The organism is Streptomyces sp. NPDC029014, from assembly GCF_055564695.1.
Window position 1 is genome coordinate 1 of record NZ_JBVHVT010000063.1, and the last position, 14,657, is coordinate 14,657.

Annotated in this window: 13 protein-coding genes; 8 read left to right on the forward strand and 5 right to left on the reverse strand. The window is 72.4% G+C overall.

The genetic code is table 11. The annotated features are described in order from the left end of the window. Nucleotides 1-220: 220 nt before the first annotated feature. Entirely contained in the window at nucleotides 221-1,834 is a 1,614-nt protein-coding gene (locus tag ACZ4VL_RS28750; protein WP_468205461.1) for an NAD(P)/FAD-dependent oxidoreductase, read from the forward strand. A 101-nt stretch (nucleotides 1,835-1,935) separates the two neighbouring features. Here ACZ4VL_RS28750 and ACZ4VL_RS28755 read toward each other — a convergent pair whose 3' ends face one another. Further along, a complete protein-coding gene (locus ACZ4VL_RS28755) occupies nucleotides 1,936-3,600 on the reverse strand; it encodes a sigma-70 family RNA polymerase sigma factor (protein WP_468205464.1) in 1,665 nt (554 codons plus the stop codon). A 498-nt stretch (nucleotides 3,601-4,098) separates the two neighbouring features. Here ACZ4VL_RS28755 and ACZ4VL_RS28760 point away from each other — a divergent pair, with 498 nt between their 5' ends. Next, the gene (locus tag ACZ4VL_RS28760) at nucleotides 4,099-4,632 is read left to right on the forward strand and encodes a DUF7822 domain-containing protein (protein ID WP_468205465.1); all 534 of its coding nucleotides are present in this window, start codon (nucleotides 4,099-4,101) and stop codon (nucleotides 4,630-4,632) included. A 73-nt stretch (nucleotides 4,633-4,705) separates the two neighbouring features. On the opposite strand, the gene ACZ4VL_RS28765 is transcribed toward ACZ4VL_RS28760, so the two are convergent. Beyond that, a complete protein-coding gene (locus tag ACZ4VL_RS28765; protein ID WP_468205467.1) occupies nucleotides 4,706-5,713 on the reverse strand; it encodes a HEAT repeat domain-containing protein in 1,008 nt (335 codons plus the stop codon). A gap of 6 nt (nucleotides 5,714-5,719) precedes the next feature. Continuing rightward, nucleotides 5,720-6,388 carry a HEAT repeat domain-containing protein gene (locus ACZ4VL_RS28770; RefSeq protein WP_468205470.1) on the reverse strand — a complete coding sequence of 223 codons (669 nt, stop codon included), beginning with the start codon at nucleotides 6,386-6,388 and terminating at the stop codon, nucleotides 5,720-5,722. A 345-nt stretch (nucleotides 6,389-6,733) separates the two neighbouring features. Here ACZ4VL_RS28770 and ACZ4VL_RS28775 point away from each other — a divergent pair, with 345 nt between their 5' ends. From ACZ4VL_RS28775 to ACZ4VL_RS28790, 4 genes are all read left to right on the forward strand, one after another. Then, nucleotides 6,734-7,321 carry a ribosome-inactivating family protein gene (locus tag ACZ4VL_RS28775; protein WP_468205473.1) on the forward strand — a complete coding sequence of 196 codons (588 nt, stop codon included), beginning with the start codon at nucleotides 6,734-6,736 and terminating at the stop codon, nucleotides 7,319-7,321. A 261-nt stretch (nucleotides 7,322-7,582) separates the two neighbouring features. Continuing rightward, nucleotides 7,583-8,407 carry a hypothetical protein gene (locus ACZ4VL_RS28780; protein WP_468205576.1) on the forward strand — a complete coding sequence of 275 codons (825 nt, stop codon included), beginning with the start codon at nucleotides 7,583-7,585 and terminating at the stop codon, nucleotides 8,405-8,407. Then, on the forward strand, nucleotides 8,404-9,141 hold the full coding sequence (locus ACZ4VL_RS28785; RefSeq protein ID WP_468205474.1) for a class F sortase: 738 nt from the start codon (nucleotides 8,404-8,406) through the stop codon (nucleotides 9,139-9,141). Before ACZ4VL_RS28780 ends, ACZ4VL_RS28785 begins: the two co-directional genes overlap by 4 nt. Nucleotides 9,142-9,788: 647 nt before the next feature. After that, nucleotides 9,789-10,079, forward strand: coding sequence for a hypothetical protein (locus tag ACZ4VL_RS28790; protein ID WP_468205477.1), 291 nt, complete (start codon nucleotides 9,789-9,791; stop codon nucleotides 10,077-10,079). Here the strand turns inward: ACZ4VL_RS28790 and ACZ4VL_RS28795 are convergent. Then, on the reverse strand, nucleotides 10,063-11,112 hold the full coding sequence (locus tag ACZ4VL_RS28795; protein WP_468205480.1) for a GlxA family transcriptional regulator: 1,050 nt from the start codon (nucleotides 11,110-11,112) through the stop codon (nucleotides 10,063-10,065). The genes ACZ4VL_RS28790 and ACZ4VL_RS28795 overlap by 17 nt on opposite strands. A 91-nt stretch (nucleotides 11,113-11,203) precedes the next feature. On the opposite strand from ACZ4VL_RS28795, the gene ACZ4VL_RS28800 reads away from it, so the two are divergent. Continuing rightward, nucleotides 11,204-12,034, forward strand: coding sequence for a dienelactone hydrolase family protein (locus tag ACZ4VL_RS28800; RefSeq protein ID WP_468205483.1), 831 nt, complete (start codon nucleotides 11,204-11,206; stop codon nucleotides 12,032-12,034). Nucleotides 12,035-12,439: 405 nt separating this feature from the next. Here the strand turns inward: ACZ4VL_RS28800 and ACZ4VL_RS28805 are convergent, their stop codons facing one another. Then, a complete protein-coding gene (locus ACZ4VL_RS28805; protein WP_468205486.1) occupies nucleotides 12,440-13,357 on the reverse strand; it encodes a LysR family transcriptional regulator in 918 nt (305 codons plus the stop codon). 149 nt (nucleotides 13,358-13,506) lie between these two features. On the opposite strand from ACZ4VL_RS28805, the gene ACZ4VL_RS28810 reads away from it, so the two are divergent. After that, nucleotides 13,507-14,553: a YncE family protein gene (locus ACZ4VL_RS28810; protein ID WP_468205489.1), complete on the forward strand. Its 1,047-nt coding sequence runs from the start codon at nucleotides 13,507-13,509 to the stop codon at nucleotides 14,551-14,553. Nucleotides 14,554-14,657: the final 104 nt, after the last annotated feature.

Sequence of the window (14,657 nt, forward strand, 5' to 3'; positions counted from 1 at the left end):
CGACAAGAACAAACACCCATCGCCCGGGGGAACCCTTTTTTGCGTCTTTTGGGGGGTTTGGTGGGGGGGGGGGGGGGGGGGGGGGGAGGCCCCCCCCCCCCCCCCCCCCGGCTCCCCTCGCCCGTACGGGCTCCTCCGAAGCCGATTCGTATGGCGTTCCCGCTCGTTGACCGGAGGACGAAGCCGATCACCCGTCCCGTACGCACTGGAGGACCTCCTGATGGCCGATGCCGCACTGCCGGTGATTGTTCTCTCCGACTCCGACCCGCTCCGCCGGCACGAGACGGCCGAGCTGGTGCAAGGCTGGTACCGGACCTCCTTCCGCGTCCTGCAGGTCGGAGGGCCGGCGGAGGTGGTCCGCGCGTTGCGCTCGCTTGCCGACCGCCAGGTACCGGTGGCCGCCGTGCTCGCCGACGAAGCACCGGACCCCGGGGCCGCACAGGTCCCCGGCATGCGCTGGCTCCCGCTCGCCGGGCACGCGCGGGGCGACGCAGTGTCCGAGGCCCCCGCCGGCGGGGCGGTCCGGAGCAGCAACGACGACCCGGCCGAGCGGCTTCGGAGCGAGCTCGACGACTCCCTGTGCCTGTGGAACGCCGACCGTCACGGCGATCTGCCGACCGCCGAGGTGCGCGGCAGCCGCTTCTCACCCGCTGCCTACGCGGTGCGCGACTTCCTGGGCCGCAGCGGCGTGATCTTCCGCTGGCTGCCCGAGGAGGACGTACGCGACGCCCCCGTGACCGTCCGGCTCGGCGACGGCACTTCGATGGTGGATCCCTCGATCAGCGAGCTGGCCGAGCGGCTCGGTCTCATCCGGCCGGCCGAGCAGGACCACTACGACGTCGCGGTGATCGGCGGTGGTCCCGGAGGCCTGTCCGCGGCCGTGTACGCCGCCGCCGAGGGCATGAGCGTCGTCGTGATCGAGGACGACGCACCCGGGGGGCAGGCCGGATCGACCTCGCGGATCGAGAACTACCTCGGATTCCCCGTGGGCCTGACGGGAGGTGACCTCGCCCAGCGCGCCCTGCAGCAGGCCCGGCGGGCCCGCGTCGAGTGGCAGCCCACCCGGGTGGCCAGTCGGGTGACCCCGATGGACACGGGCGACCACACCGTCGAGTTCGTCAAGGCCGGTACCGATGAGACGGCCTCGGTCACGGCGGCCGCGGTCGTGGTCGCCACGGGCGTGGACTGGAACCGCCTGACAGCTCCCGGCGTCGACCGCCTGCTCAACTCCGGTGTGTACTACGGCGCTTGCCTGTCCGATGCCCCCTCGGCCACCGGGGAGAACGTGTACATGGTGGGCGCGGGCAACTCCGCCGGACAGGCCGCCCTCTACTTCGCGCGCTACGCCCGTACCGTCACCCTGCTCGTACGCGGCACCGACCTCGGCGCTTCCATGTCGAGCTACCTGGTGCAGCGCATCGAGCGGACCCCGGGCCTGCAGGTGCTCCTGGGGACCGAGGTGGCCGAGTGCCTCGGTGGGACGAACCTCACCGGGCTCAGGCTGCGCCACCGCGACGGCGGCGAACGAACGGTCTCCGCGCACTGCTTGTACGCGTTGATCGGCGGCCACCCGTCCACCGACTGGCTCGGCGGCATGCTGAAGCTCGACGACCGCGGGTACGTCCTGACCGGAAGCGGCGGGGCCGGCCCGGACGCACTGCCGATGGAGACCAGCGTGCCCGGCGTGTTCGCGGTGGGCGACGTGCGCTCCGGTTCCGTCAAGCGGGTCGGCGCCGCCGTGGGCGAAGGAGCGGCCGTCGCCCAGTCCCTGGTCGAGTACCGGCGGCGGCATCCCGACCGCTTCCGCGATGCGCGAGCGGCCTGCGGCTTCTGACGGGCGGAGCCGCCACCGGCGGGAGCGGATCGTCGAGCAGGTCGATCCGCTCCCGCCGGCACGGGCCTTCGAGCTCCCGGGGCGGTGCCGAGCTGCGGCGCTCACCCCATCGAGAAGAGGAAATTGGCGGAGTCGTAGTAGTTGGGCAGGTGCACCATGCGCGAGCCCGGGTGCGGGGGGTCGGTCTTCGGCCAGTTCTGCGGGCCCAGCAGGTGGTCCGGGTAGTCGCTGCGCGGGACCTGCGGCACGAACCAGATCCGGAAGGTGCCGGGCGAGCCCTGCTGTTGGAACCTCCAGAGCTGGGCGTCGCGGCCCCGGTCGGACCGGCAGGGGCGCAGGGTGACGGTGACGTTGTTCCCGCCGGCGGTGGTGCCGTCGAGGCAGGTGCCCGTACCCGTGTGCCGGATCTGATAGGTGCCCTGGCCGGCGGGCAGGCGCTGCCAGCCCTGTGAGGCGTCCCCCGTGCACGGCTGGAGCTCCAGCACTGCGCCGGAGCCGCCGGCCGGACCGACGCACAGCCCCGAGTTGACGTTGCGCAGCGGGAGCCCGGCGGGACCGGTCGTGGGCGAGGCCGACGCCGTGGGCGAGGGCGAGGGCGAGGCCGACGTGCCGGTGACGGGCAGGGTCGCGGTCGAGGCGCCCGGTGTGGCCGTGGTGGGGGCCGGGGCCTGCGCGGTGGCGGACAGGAGCTCCGGCAGCGCGGTCGTCGCCACCGCGTCCGGGTGCGCGCCGGACGCCGGGCCGGGGCCCACGGCCATGAGGGCGGGACCGGCCTGCCCCGACCTGTCGTCAGCCGGCAGCAGCACGACGGCGGTCACCGTCGTACCCGCGACCGCCGCCACGGTCACGGCCCATTTCGCCGTGCCGAACGGCGACGCCGTGAACTTGGCCCCGCCCAGCTTGCTCGCCGCCAACTGGATGCCGGGCCCGCCGGTGGACGACAGGAAGGAGCCCGGGTTCCACAGCAGGATCCCGCCCAGCAGCAGCGCGCCCATACGGCCGTTGACGTCCCGCAGATCGCGCTCGGCCCGGGTGCAGTCGGCGCACCCCTGGAGGTGCCGCTTCAGATCCCGGGTGACGCGTTTGCCCGGTCTGCGGAGCGAGGCCGCGAGCTGGCCACCGTAGTGCTGGCACTCGTCGCTCGCGGCCTGGTCCAAGTGGGCGCGCAGATAAGCCTCGCGCAGGCCTTCCCGGGCACGCGCGGCCAGCGATCCGACCCCTCCCGCCGATATCCCGAGGCGCCGGGCGGTGTCGGCGGCGGGCTCGTGCTCGACGACGGCGTGCCACAGCACCGCCTGCCAGCGCTCCGGCAGGGACCGGTACGCCCGCAACACCAGCGACCCCTCCTCCGCCGACACGACGGCGGCCTCGACGTCCTGCCCGTCGGCGAGGTCCTCGGCCCACTTCTCGAAGTCGTCCGACAACCGGGTCCGGGCGCCGCGGCGTACCCAGTCGGCCGCCACACGGCGCACACAGGTCAGCAAGTAGGGCCGCCACGCGTACTCGGGCCCGGCGCCCCAGGCGACGGCCCGGTACGTGCGGGCGAAGGCCTCGGCGGCGAGATCGTGGGCGGTGGCCTGGTCCCGGCAGCACGTGCGGGCGTACGCGAGCACCGCGGAGTGGTGACGGGCGAACACCTCACCCATCACGTCGCTCGTCTCGGGCCCCTTCGACGCCGAGGGGCGCTCGTTGCGCAGCAGCGCGCACAGCTCGGCATCGGTGAGGCTGTGGAGGTCCTGCTGACGGGCAGTTGCCGATGTGGTCAACGCTAGCTCCCATTGACTTGCTGGTGGCCGGCACGGCGAGTGCCGGGCTTGTCTGCAGTGGGGGGTGCGACGCTGCGCCCGGCCGGAATTCGCGCAAGTGTGCACGTTCGTAGGGGTGATGAGCAAACGTCAGCAGCATGACCGGTATTCACTCCTGTTTGTCCAGGTGGAGCGGCGAGGTGGGCAAGCCGAGTAGGGCGGCCGGGAGGCCGGGCGGTGCGCGGTTCCTCGGCCGCGCCGGGCCCGTGGTGTGGCCGAAACGGCACGGTGCGGCCCTGCGGAGGCACCGGTACCGGGCACGACGGCCCGACGGGACCCGAGTAAAGGCTGGGCAAAGTCGCGGGATCGCCCCGCGGCTGCGCGGTCTACCCCGCAACCACGACAGAAGCAGGAGACGCAAGTGCCGTACGAGGGGACCCCGTCCACCGCCGTGATGCGCGACGACAGCGGCGCGGCGGGCGCCGGGCGCTGTCGGTCCGCGTTGCTAGGGTCGCCGCCATGGCAAACCGTTCATATCTCTACTCCGCCGATTCGATGCCGACCGAGCAGGCGAACCCCAAGGCGATCAGGTGCATATCCGAGCACAAGTGGGACATCCCGCTCGCCCACCAGCTCATGGCCGGGTGCGGGACGACGATCGTCCCGTCCATGATCTGGAGCCCGCGGATCGGCATCGCCGCGGACTACGCCGGCGGTGCGGCCCTGCTCGGCGACCTACTGCGCGTGGTGGGCCGCGGACTCGACGACGACCCCGAGTTCGCCGCGTGCGTCGAAAGCACCACGGCCCACCTGGAGAAGCAGCGGGCCGCGTACTTCATCCTGGAGACCGGGGAGATGATCTCCATGACGGACGAGGACCCGGTGGCGGGTGTCGAGCGGCTGGTCTCCAGCGGCATCCCCGCAGCCGTCGCGCGGGCCGAGGCGGCGATCGCCGGCGAGGACGACGAGTGGCTGGCCTCGGTCCGCGCCGACTGGCAGGAGCACTTCGCGTCCTTCTACAGCGACCACCTCTACTTCTCGTTCCCCGGTTAGGCTGCCGAGCCGCCCGTGGGCGGCGGTGGCCGGCGCAGCCGCTCCTCCCCGTCCGGCCGGCGGGACCGATCCGTCAGCGTGCCTCGCGCAGCTGTAGAACGTACGCCGCGGTGAGTGCGACGGAACGGTCCCCGTCCTGTGCCAGGTCGGCGAGGACCCGTGAGGCCGCGCTGCCGGGGATCTCCGCGAGGGCCTGCGCCAGCCGCAGCCGGGAGGACGGTTCCACCGCGTTCGTGCCGAGGCGGTCCACCAGCCCGGCGACGATGTGGTCGGCGAGCGACGGGTCACTCGCCAGTGCCCCGAGCAGGTCGGCGGCTTCGACGTCGTTCGCCCCGTCGACGATCATGTCGATGAGCGTCGGGACCGCTTCGGCCACCCCGCGTGCCCCGAGCGCCAGCGCGGCGGACCGGCGGACCCCGATGTCGGAGTCCGCGAGGGCGTCCCGCAGCAGCGCGGTCGCCCCGGGGTCCGGGATCTCCGCCACGGCCCGCACGGCGCGTCCCCTCACCTCCGCCGTCGGCGACCGCAGGCCCTGCGCCAGCAGGGTCAGTGCCGCATCGCCGGACTGGGCCAGCGCCCAGCGGAGCGCTCCCGCGACGCTCGGCTCCGCCTCGTTCAACGCAGCCTCGACCAGGGCCTCCACCGGCACCGCAGCGCCCCCTTCGGCCGCGGACAGGGCAGCGCGCTGCCGCTTCCCGGCGCTCTCCGACCCCAGGGCGTGCAGGAGCGCGACGCTGCGCAGCACGTCCTCCCAGTCGGTGGGTCCCGCGGCACCGATCCGCTGCAGCCGCGTCAGCAACTCCGTTTCGGCCGCGATGCGTTCCTGCGTCTCGCGGACCAGGGCCGCGATGAGCTCGGAGGGGGCGAACCCGGGATCGTCCAGCGCCCGCGCGACGTCGCGCAGCGGCAGCCCCAGGGACCGCAGGCTCTCGATGTGGAAGATCCGCCGGACGTCCTCGTTCGAGTACTCCCGGTAGCCCGCCCCGGTGCGCCCCGTCGGCCGCAGCAGACCGAGCGACTCGTAGTGGCGGAGCATGCGGGCGCTGACCCCGGACCGCCGCGCCACATCACCGATCAACACGTCCTGTCACTCCTCCCGAGCGGTCGGGCCCAGCGCCACGATCCGCTTCGCCTCCTCGACGGCATAACCGAACCCCGTATCAGGGTCACGCACCAGCCGTTCCGTGGCGATGGCGTGCTCACGTACCCGAGGCGCCGGATCCGTCCCCGCGGCACGCAGCACCGGCAGGACCTCCGCACCCAGCGCGACGAACGCCCGGCTCAGGCTCAACCGCGTCTCGAGCCCCCCGCGTCCGAGCTGCGTCGCCAGCACCTCGGCCAGGTCGATCCTGCCTGCTTCGGGCACCAGGACGACCGCTGCCCGCCAGGCGCTGCGCGCCACCTCGTCGTCGGTGTCGGTCAGCAGCGCCCGCGTGATCGCCGGCCACGCCTGCCGGTCCCCGACCTTCGACAGCGTGTGCAGGGCCTGACTCCGTGCCTGCGCGCGTTCCGAGCCGAGCGCGTCGACCAGCTTCGGCACCGTCACCGAGGACGAGTGGCGGGTCAGCGCCCACGTCAGCATGTCCCGCACGTGGAAGTCGGGCTCGACCGCACACCGCTCGATCAACGCGTCGACGGAGCCGGGGTCCGCGGCCGAGCCGACCTCCAGGGCCGCCCGCAGCCGCACCGACGCAACTCTGCTCTCCAGCCCCTGGAGAGCGCGCGCCGTGTTCGTTTCCTCTGCCCGAATGACCACCGGGACCACCTCCTGGGCAGCAGTGAAGACCTTGTCACCGTGTCAAGGTCAACCCGGAAGCCGCGGCGCCGCAGTACGGGCCACCGGCGGTACATCCACGCCGAATCATTCGAGGAGTTCTTAGCATCAAAGGGCAAGTATTCGCCCCTCCTCCGTACGGACGGCTACAAAGAAGTGGACCGAACCAGGCCCGGCGACACGGATGAGACGAGCTGTCGTCGATCGGGTCATGTCGTCGAAGGCGGTGGTTGTGTGGTGCGCCAGTCCAACTGGATCGAACCGGCTGCGGTGGAATCCCCTCCGGGGAGACCGATTCCCGAGCTCCCCCACCTCACGGATGCCCTCGTGCTGAAACCCGTGTCGTTTTCCCTGGAGGACGCCTCGGTGGGGGAGTACCGGCACCTCGTCGCTGCCGTCCGGTCCGGGGCAGCGGGAGCGCCGGGGTTCCCCAGGAAGGCGGGGGGCGGGGAGGGAAGGGTGCGCTACCTCCCCGTGAACATTCAGCTGAGGGGCCTGTCCATAGAGCTCTACTTCGAGCTCCTCTCGCAGAACTCGGGCATCCGCATCGTCGGATTCCGCAACACCTTCGAGAACGGGCAGGCCCCGCCGGAAGCACACTTCCGGCACGTGCGGGACTCGGTCGTGCCACCGGGAATCCTCCGGACGGAAGCCCTGCCGTTCGGCGGGGGGTGCTCGGCGCTCGAGGTGGCGGCCGGCGCCAGGAGAACGGCCCTTCCCCTCGGGCGCCGCCCCATGATCAACGCGGTCATCTGGTTGCACCGCAACAGCGATCCGAAGTGCACGGCACGCGCGATCCTCGTGCTGTCGGAAATGCTCTGTGCGGCTGCTCGATTCCCCCTGCTGGCAGACGAGGTGTCACGCGTCTGGATGACCGGCGGACCGCTGTCGTCCATGACCCGGGCGGTCGCGTAACCGGCGGACGGTCCATTCCTCGTATCGGGTGGCGACGACCGACCGAACGGGATCTTCCGTGACGTGCCCGGCCCTGGATCCGAAGCGTTTCCCCTTGCTCCGGATAAAGGGCGTAGGCCATCCGGAAAATCGTTGGAACACATATCAATCCCGGGGTCCGGCCGCCTCGAAGAAGCAGCCGGACCCTCCCGGGAGATCAATCCACCCTCGTAAGATCTGCGATTCCCCTCCCCGGGAATCCATGGAACAGGAGTGCATGTGATAGTCAAGCGCGCTGGTCGCCGTCTCGTGGTGCTAGCCACCGTGCCCGCCGCCGCTTTCCTGGCGCTGGGAATTTCCGGTCCAGCTCTCGCCGACAGCGGGAAGGCGTACCAGATCGACCTGGCGCAGCTGAACAACTCCGGTTCCCGCGGAACTGTCATGCTCAACCTCAAGGGCAACCAGCTGACCGTGCGCATCGAGTCCGAGGGGATGGTGCCCGGACAGCCATCGGCACAGCATCTGCACGGCTCGACCAAGGGCCACGACTTCCACTGCCCGGACGCCAGTGACGACACCGACCGCGACGGAGTCCTCAGCAACACCGAGGCCACCCGCGACTACGGCGACATCAACATCTCGCTCACCACGTCCGGGGACACCAAGGCGACCAGTGGCCTCGCCGTGGACCGCATGCCCGTCGCCGACAGGAAGGGCAAGGTCTCCTACCAGCGGACGATCACCGTCGGCCAGGACGTCGTCGACCACATCAAGGACCTGCACGTCGTCCAGCACGGCATCGACCGCAACAAGAACGACAAGTACGACTTCGAGGGCGCCGGCAAGAGCGAGCTCGACCCGAAGCTGCCCCAGGAGGCCACGGCGCCGACCAACTGCGGAGAGGTCAAGGGCGCGGCCGTGGGGTCCATTCCGGTCGGCGGCATCGAGACCGGCGGCGGCTCCTCGCAGAGCCAGGCGCTGCCGGTCGCCATCATGGCCGGGGCGGCGCTCGTCGTGTACGCGGCAACGGCGGGTGGGATCGCCGTCGCGCGCAAGCGGGTCGCCGAGGTCTCCGTCCGTTCGGAGACTCCGGGGGGTGCCGCGTGAGCACCCACGTCTCCGCACCTGCGGTGCCCGGCACACGGCTCCGCCGTCGCCGGACCACGGGGCCCGTGGCCGCCGCGGCCCTGGCCATGCTGCTCCTCGCGGGGTGCTCCGGCCAGGACGAGGGTGCGTATTCCACCCCTCAGGGGCAGGCCGCGCAGAACGGGACACCGGGCGGCGGTGCCGCTGGAGGCGCCCCTAGCGGGAAGCCGTCCAGTGGCGGCCACGACGCGTCGTCGGGGGGTGGGGCGCACGGCGGTACGGGCCAGGCCGAGCCCGCCCTCGCCCGGTCGGAGCCCCAGAAGATCACGATTCCGTCCCTCGGTGTTTCCAGCTCGCTGGAGACGCTGCGGCAGAACCAGGACGGAACCATGGAGACCCCGAAGGACCCCAACCTCGCGGGCTGGTACGAGCCGGGCCCGACTCCCGGTTCGCAGGGGCCGGCGGTGATCGCAGGTCATGTCACGTGGAACGGCGCGGCGGCCGTGTTCGAGAAGCTGAAGACGATGAAGGCCGGTGACACGATCAAGGTCACCCGGCGGGACAACAAGACGGTCACGTTCACGGTGAACCAGGTCGCCGAGTACCCGAAGGCCCAGTTCCCCACGCTGGAGGTCTACAAGAACGTCGACCACGCCGGCCTTCGCCTGGTCACCTGCGGCGGCGACTTCGACCCGAAGAAGCACTACTACGACAGCAACGTCGTCGTGTACGCCCGCATGACGAGCACCACGTAGCCGGGAGGGAGGACGACACGAGGGCCGCCCGTCAGCCGCGGGACCACACTGCGGCTGACGGCCCCCTCGAACGACGTGCCCGAGGCGGGCACGACCCCGGCCGTCCATGTGGAGGACGACCGCGTACCCGCGTGGGCGAAGGCCTGCGGACTGGCCGGCCGTGGGGCCGCAAAGGCAGTCACCGTTGCCGCAACGACCCTCTGCCTGGCCGGCACCTTCAGCGGCACGGCACAGGCGGACATCCCGGTGCCAACGGCGTCTACACGGCCTGCTACAGCCGCATCACCGGCGACCTCCGCCTCATCGACTACGAAGCCGGACAGCGGTGCCGCACCCTGTTCGGCGAAACCACGGTCACCTGGAGCCAGACCGGCCCCACCGGACCCACTGGCGCGCCCGGATCCACTGGCGCGACCGGCGCGACCGGCGCGACCGGCGCGACCGGGGCAACGGGCGCTACGGGAGCCACCGGGCTGACCGGAGCAACAGGAGCAACGGGGGCGACCGGGGCAACAGGAGCGACTGGAGCAACGGGAGCAACGGGGGCGACCGGGGCAACGGGAGCGACTGGAGCAACGGGAGCAACGGCAGCAACGGGAGCGACCGGGGCAACGGGGGCGACCGGGCCGGCGGCCCCCGAGGCCGTCATGGGGCAGTTCATCGCGACGCAGATCGTGCACGGTGCGACGCTCACCTGTGCGAGCTCCACCGTGAGCGCGACCGATACGGTCTGCCAGACTCCGAAGATCAACGGTCTGGACGTCCGGCTCGCGGCCATCGACGCGCAAGCCATCTGCACTGGCGTCACCGGTCAGAACTTCAACACGGCGAGCGGGATGGGTGCCGCGACTCCTCCGACCGTCATCTGGACCGGCACCCGGTGGACGGTGACCACCACGCCCGTGGTCCCGATGCAGTCCATCAACTGCGAGCGCTGAGCACCACACCGCCGTCCGGGGCGGACGCCCGGTCCGTGCGTCGGAAGGCGGCCCGGTACGCGCGCGGGCGGCGCCCGGTGTGGCGGGCGAAGAGGGCGGCGAAGGTGCCGGGGTCCCGGTAGCCGACGGCCGCGGCGACGGCGGCGACGGTGCGGTCGGTGGTTTCGAGGAGATGCCGGGCGCGGCGTACCCGGGAGGCCTGCAGATGGGCCAGCGGGCTGCGTCCGGTCTCTTCGGCGAAGCGGCGCAGCAGGGTCCGGGTGCTGACCCGGAAGGCCTCGGCGAGGGCGGTGAGGTCGTACGGTTCGGCGAGGTTCTGGTCGAGCCGCCGCATGACCTGCTGGGAGAACTCCCGGCCGGGCTGAGGGAGGAGCCGCGGGTCGACGTACGGGGTCTGGGAGGTCCGTGCGTCGTCGACGAGCGCCACCCGGGCGGTGGTGCGGGCCACTCGGGCGCCGTTGTGCCGCCGGATCAGGTCCAGGGCGAAGTCGTACATGGCGCTGAACGCGGCCGTGGTCGTCACCCCCGTGTCGGTGACGACCAGGTGCTCCGGCCGCACGTCGGCGTCCGGGCAGCGCCGGGCCAGTTCGCCGGCGTGCAGCCAGGAGGTGGTGGCCCGCCGCCGGTCGAGCAGCCCCGCCGCCGCGAGCAGGAACGCGCCGACGCAGAGGGAGACGACAGCGGTGCCGGCCGTGGCCTGCGCGCGGATCGCCGCGATCTCGGGGGCGAGGCGGGCGAGCCGTGCGTCGAGGTCCGTGCCCGGGGACAGTTCGAAGCCGGGGACCACGAGGACGTCGACCTGGCGCAGGGGGCGCACGTCCAGGCTCGCGCCGCCCGAGGCGATGACCCGGCGGCGCGGTGAGACGACCGACACCCGGTAGCCGGGTGCGTCCGGTCCGGCGACGTGCCCGGCCATCGTCAGCAGGTCGGGCACGCCGAACACTTCGGACGCGAAGCAGCCCGGATACGCCAGCACCCCGACCCGCAGCGCACCCGGCCCGGCACCCGCACCCCCACCGTCCTCCGCCTCCACCGCGTACCTCCCTCCGGTGTGGCGAGATTACCCCTGGCCCCGGCGATCCCGCCCCTCGTCCGGCGGCCGCCCGCCGGCCCAGGGTGACCCCATGAGCAACGATGATCCGATCACCGACTTCACCCGCCGGACCGTGACCGTGGAGGGGGTGGAGAAGACGGTGTACGCGGCCGGGGCCGGGCCCGCGGTCGTGGTGCTGCCCGAGATGCCGGGCATCAGTCCCGACGTGCTGCGGCTCGCGCGCTGGGTGCGGGACGCGGGCTTCACGGTCCACGTCCCCTCCCTGTTCGGGACGGACGGCGCCTTCCCCACGGCCGACGGCGGCCGGGAGGTCGTCCGCCGCGCCTGCATCAGTGCGGAGTTCCGCGCCTTCGCGGGTGGCGGCACCAGCCCGGTGACCCGCTGGCTGCGCGGCCTGGCCCGCCAGGCCCACACCGCGTGCGGCGGGCCCGGAGTGGGGACGATCGGGCTGTGCTTCACCGGTAACTTCGCCCTCACCATGGCACTGGAGCCGGCGGTGATCGCCCCGGTGGTCAACCACCCGTCGCTGCCCCTCGACGACCCGGGCGGACTCGAACTGGACGCGGAGGACGCGCGGGCCGTGCGCGACCGGATCGAACGCGACGGACTCACCGTCCTCGCCTACCGCTTCGAGGGCGACCGCTGGTGCACGGGGCAGCGTTTCGCGGCCTACCGCGCGCTGCTCGGCGACGCCTTCGACGGGCGGGTCCTCCCGGACGGCGCCGCCAACCAGGCCCCGCCGCCGTTCTTCGCCGATCTGGTCGGCACCCCGCACAGCGTCGTCACCGCCCATCTCGTCGACGAGGCCGGCCATCCCACGGTCCGGGCCCGCGACGAGATCCTCGCCTTCCTCGCCGACCGCCTGCTCCCGCTCGCGAACCGTCCACTGCCCGCTACCTGACCGGCTTCAGTCAACTGCCCCCGTCCGTAGCCCAGTTGTGGGTGAGGTGAGCGGCATCGCGCGTGTTCTGGCCGCTGGACGAGTACGTGCCGGAGGCGGCCGCGTTCGACGACGAAAGGGCCGTGGCGGTCGACCGGCTCGCCGCACTTCTGGGAGGCGCCCGGATCGAGACGGTGCCGATCCCGCACGACTGCACCGACGGCTTCGGTGCCGCCTTCTGGCGCCGACCCCAGGCGTACCTCGATCCGCACGTGCGGGCCGGGATCTCGATGCTCGCCCAGACCGGCGAGGACGTCCTCCGCCCGGGCCTGGCACGCCTGTCCGACGACCTGTCTTCCGGCCTGTGGCACGAACGCCATGCAGATCTGCTCGGCCGGGCAACGCTCGACGTCGGCTACCGCATGCTCATAGCCGACGTCCAGGCCCAGGGTCCGCGGCCGGGGTCAGGACGGCGGAGGCGAGGTGGTCGCGGAACCAGCGGTGCCCCGGGTCCGCCGAGTTGCGGGGGTGCCAGGCCATCCCGAGGTCCAGGGGTTCCAGGTCGAGGGGGACGGGGAACGTCCGCAGGCCCATGGCCGCGACGGTGTCGGGGAGCCAGCCGGCCAGGCTGAGCGCGACGAGGTCGGTGTCCCGGGCGAGCATCATCGCACTGGTGTGGCTGGGCACGACGACCGCGGTCCGGCGGCGCAGTCCGAGTTCCGCGAGGGCGCTGTCGATGGGCCCGAGGCGCTTGCCGAGACGGGAGATGCCGATGTGGTCGACCGCGGCGAAACGCTCGGCGTCGATCGGCCCGTCGAAGAGGGGATGACCGCTGCGGGCGATGCCGACCAGTGGCATCCGGGTGAGCTGCCGGGTCCGGATCTCGGGGTCCAGGTGTCCCAGGACGCCCAGTTCGACGTCCACCGAGCCCTGCCGCAGCCCGGGACCGCCCTCCACGGCCTCCGGCAGGAAGACGACGTCCACCTGCGGGGCCTCCGCGTGGAGCCGCTCGATCAGGCTCCCCGCCAATCCCACCAGGAGCAGCTCGGCGGCCTGCACCGTGAACGTGCGCTGGAGGTGCGCGGCGTCGAACCCGGCACCGGGCCGCAGTACGTTGTCGCAGCTGCGCAGCAACGCCCCGACCTCCCCGCGGAGTTCCACGGCGCGCGGGGTCGGGACCAGCCCCTGGCCGGCCCGGACCAGCAGCGGGTCGCCGACGGTACGGCGGAGCCGGGCCAGGGTGCGGCTGACCGCCGCGGGCGAGGTGCCGAGGCGCTCCGCGGCGCGGGTCACGCTGTTCTCCTGGAGCAGGGCGTCCAGGACCCGCAGCAGGTTGAGATCCACTGATCGCCTCTCCCGAAGTGCACTTTTGCGCTTGCGGCAATGATTGCATGCCGATCTTTGCATTGCTGTCGCATCCGCCGGCACCGGAGAGTGGAGACGCCCGCGAAAACGCGTGCCCTTTCCGCTTCGCCCCCGTTCAAGGAGCCGCTGTGCAGCAGTCCCCCCGTACCGGTCGAGAAGGCGACGTACTCGCCGTCGTCAGTCAGAGCGGCCCGACGGTCTCGTTCTTCGACGCCGCCTCCGACCGGCAGCTCGGCGACGTACAGGTCCCCGCCGAGCCGCACGAGTTGTGCTACGACCCGACGCAGCGACTGCTGTGGTGCACGCTGACGTACCGCTCGGGCTACTACCACGCGAACGCCGGCCGCCGCACCGAGCTGGCCGTCATCGACCCCGACAGCCGCCGCATCGTCGAGGTCGTCGACCTCGCCCCGGAACACGGGCCGCACGGACTGGCGCTGGACACGGTGCGCGGGCGGCTGTACGTCAGCGTGGAAGCCGGGGAGGACCGGCCCGGCGGTGTCGTGGTGATCGACACCGGGACCCGTCGGCCGCTGGGCAGGATCGACACGGACGCGCCCGGCCCGCACTGGTTCGCGATCGATCCGGCCGGGCGCACGGGCTACGCCACCAACAAGGAAGCACCGTTCGTGTCCGTCGTGGACCTCGAACGGGGCGTCCTCACCGCGAAGGTCGAGGTCCCGGGCAGCGAGGGGCTCGCCGTCTCCGCCGACGGCGTCTTCGTCGCCGCGCCGTACGGCAACTTCTCCGGCAGCAGCGAGGGGGGACCCGCCACCGGCATCCGCGTCATCGACCCCTCGACGGCGTCCGTCGTCGACACCCTGCCCACCGACAACGTCATCCTGCCGGTGCACCTGACCTCGACGGGCAAGCTGCTCGCGGGCGAGTTGCGCATGACGGCCGAGCCGGGGGCGCAACTCGGACGCCACGCACCGGGCCGCCTCACCGTGTTCAGCGCCGACACCCGCAAGAAGCTGGGCGAGGTCGAGGTCGGGCACTTCCCGCTGACCATCACCTCCTCCCCCGAGGGCCGACTCGCCTACGTGGCCTGCGTCATCTCCTCCACGGTCGACATCGTCGACCTGGAAACCATGGAACGCCTGGCCCGGCTGGACGTCGCCAAACTCGGCGAAGCCGGCGCGCACGGCCTGGCGTACGTCCCGCGTCCCGCCTGACCGCCCAGGGCCTGGGGGGGGGGGGGGGGGGGGGGGGGGGGGGGGGGGGGGGGGGAGGGGGGGAGGGGGGACGGAGGCGCGCGGGCGGAGGCGAGGAGGAGTAC

Excerpts from the sequence above, each read along its gene's own strand:
- ACZ4VL_RS28800 (WP_468205483.1), top strand. The coding sequence starts at position 11,204 with ATGAGCAACGATGATCCGATCACCGACTTCACCCGCCGGACCGTGACC.
- ACZ4VL_RS28790 (WP_468205477.1), top strand. The coding sequence starts at position 9,789 with ATGGGGCAGTTCATCGCGACGCAGATCGTGCACGGTGCGACGCTCACC.
- ACZ4VL_RS28750 (WP_468205461.1), top strand. The coding sequence starts at position 221 with ATGGCCGATGCCGCACTGCCGGTGATTGTTCTCTCCGACTCCGACCCG.
- ACZ4VL_RS28760 (WP_468205465.1), top strand. The coding sequence starts at position 4,099 with ATGGCAAACCGTTCATATCTCTACTCCGCCGATTCGATGCCGACCGAG.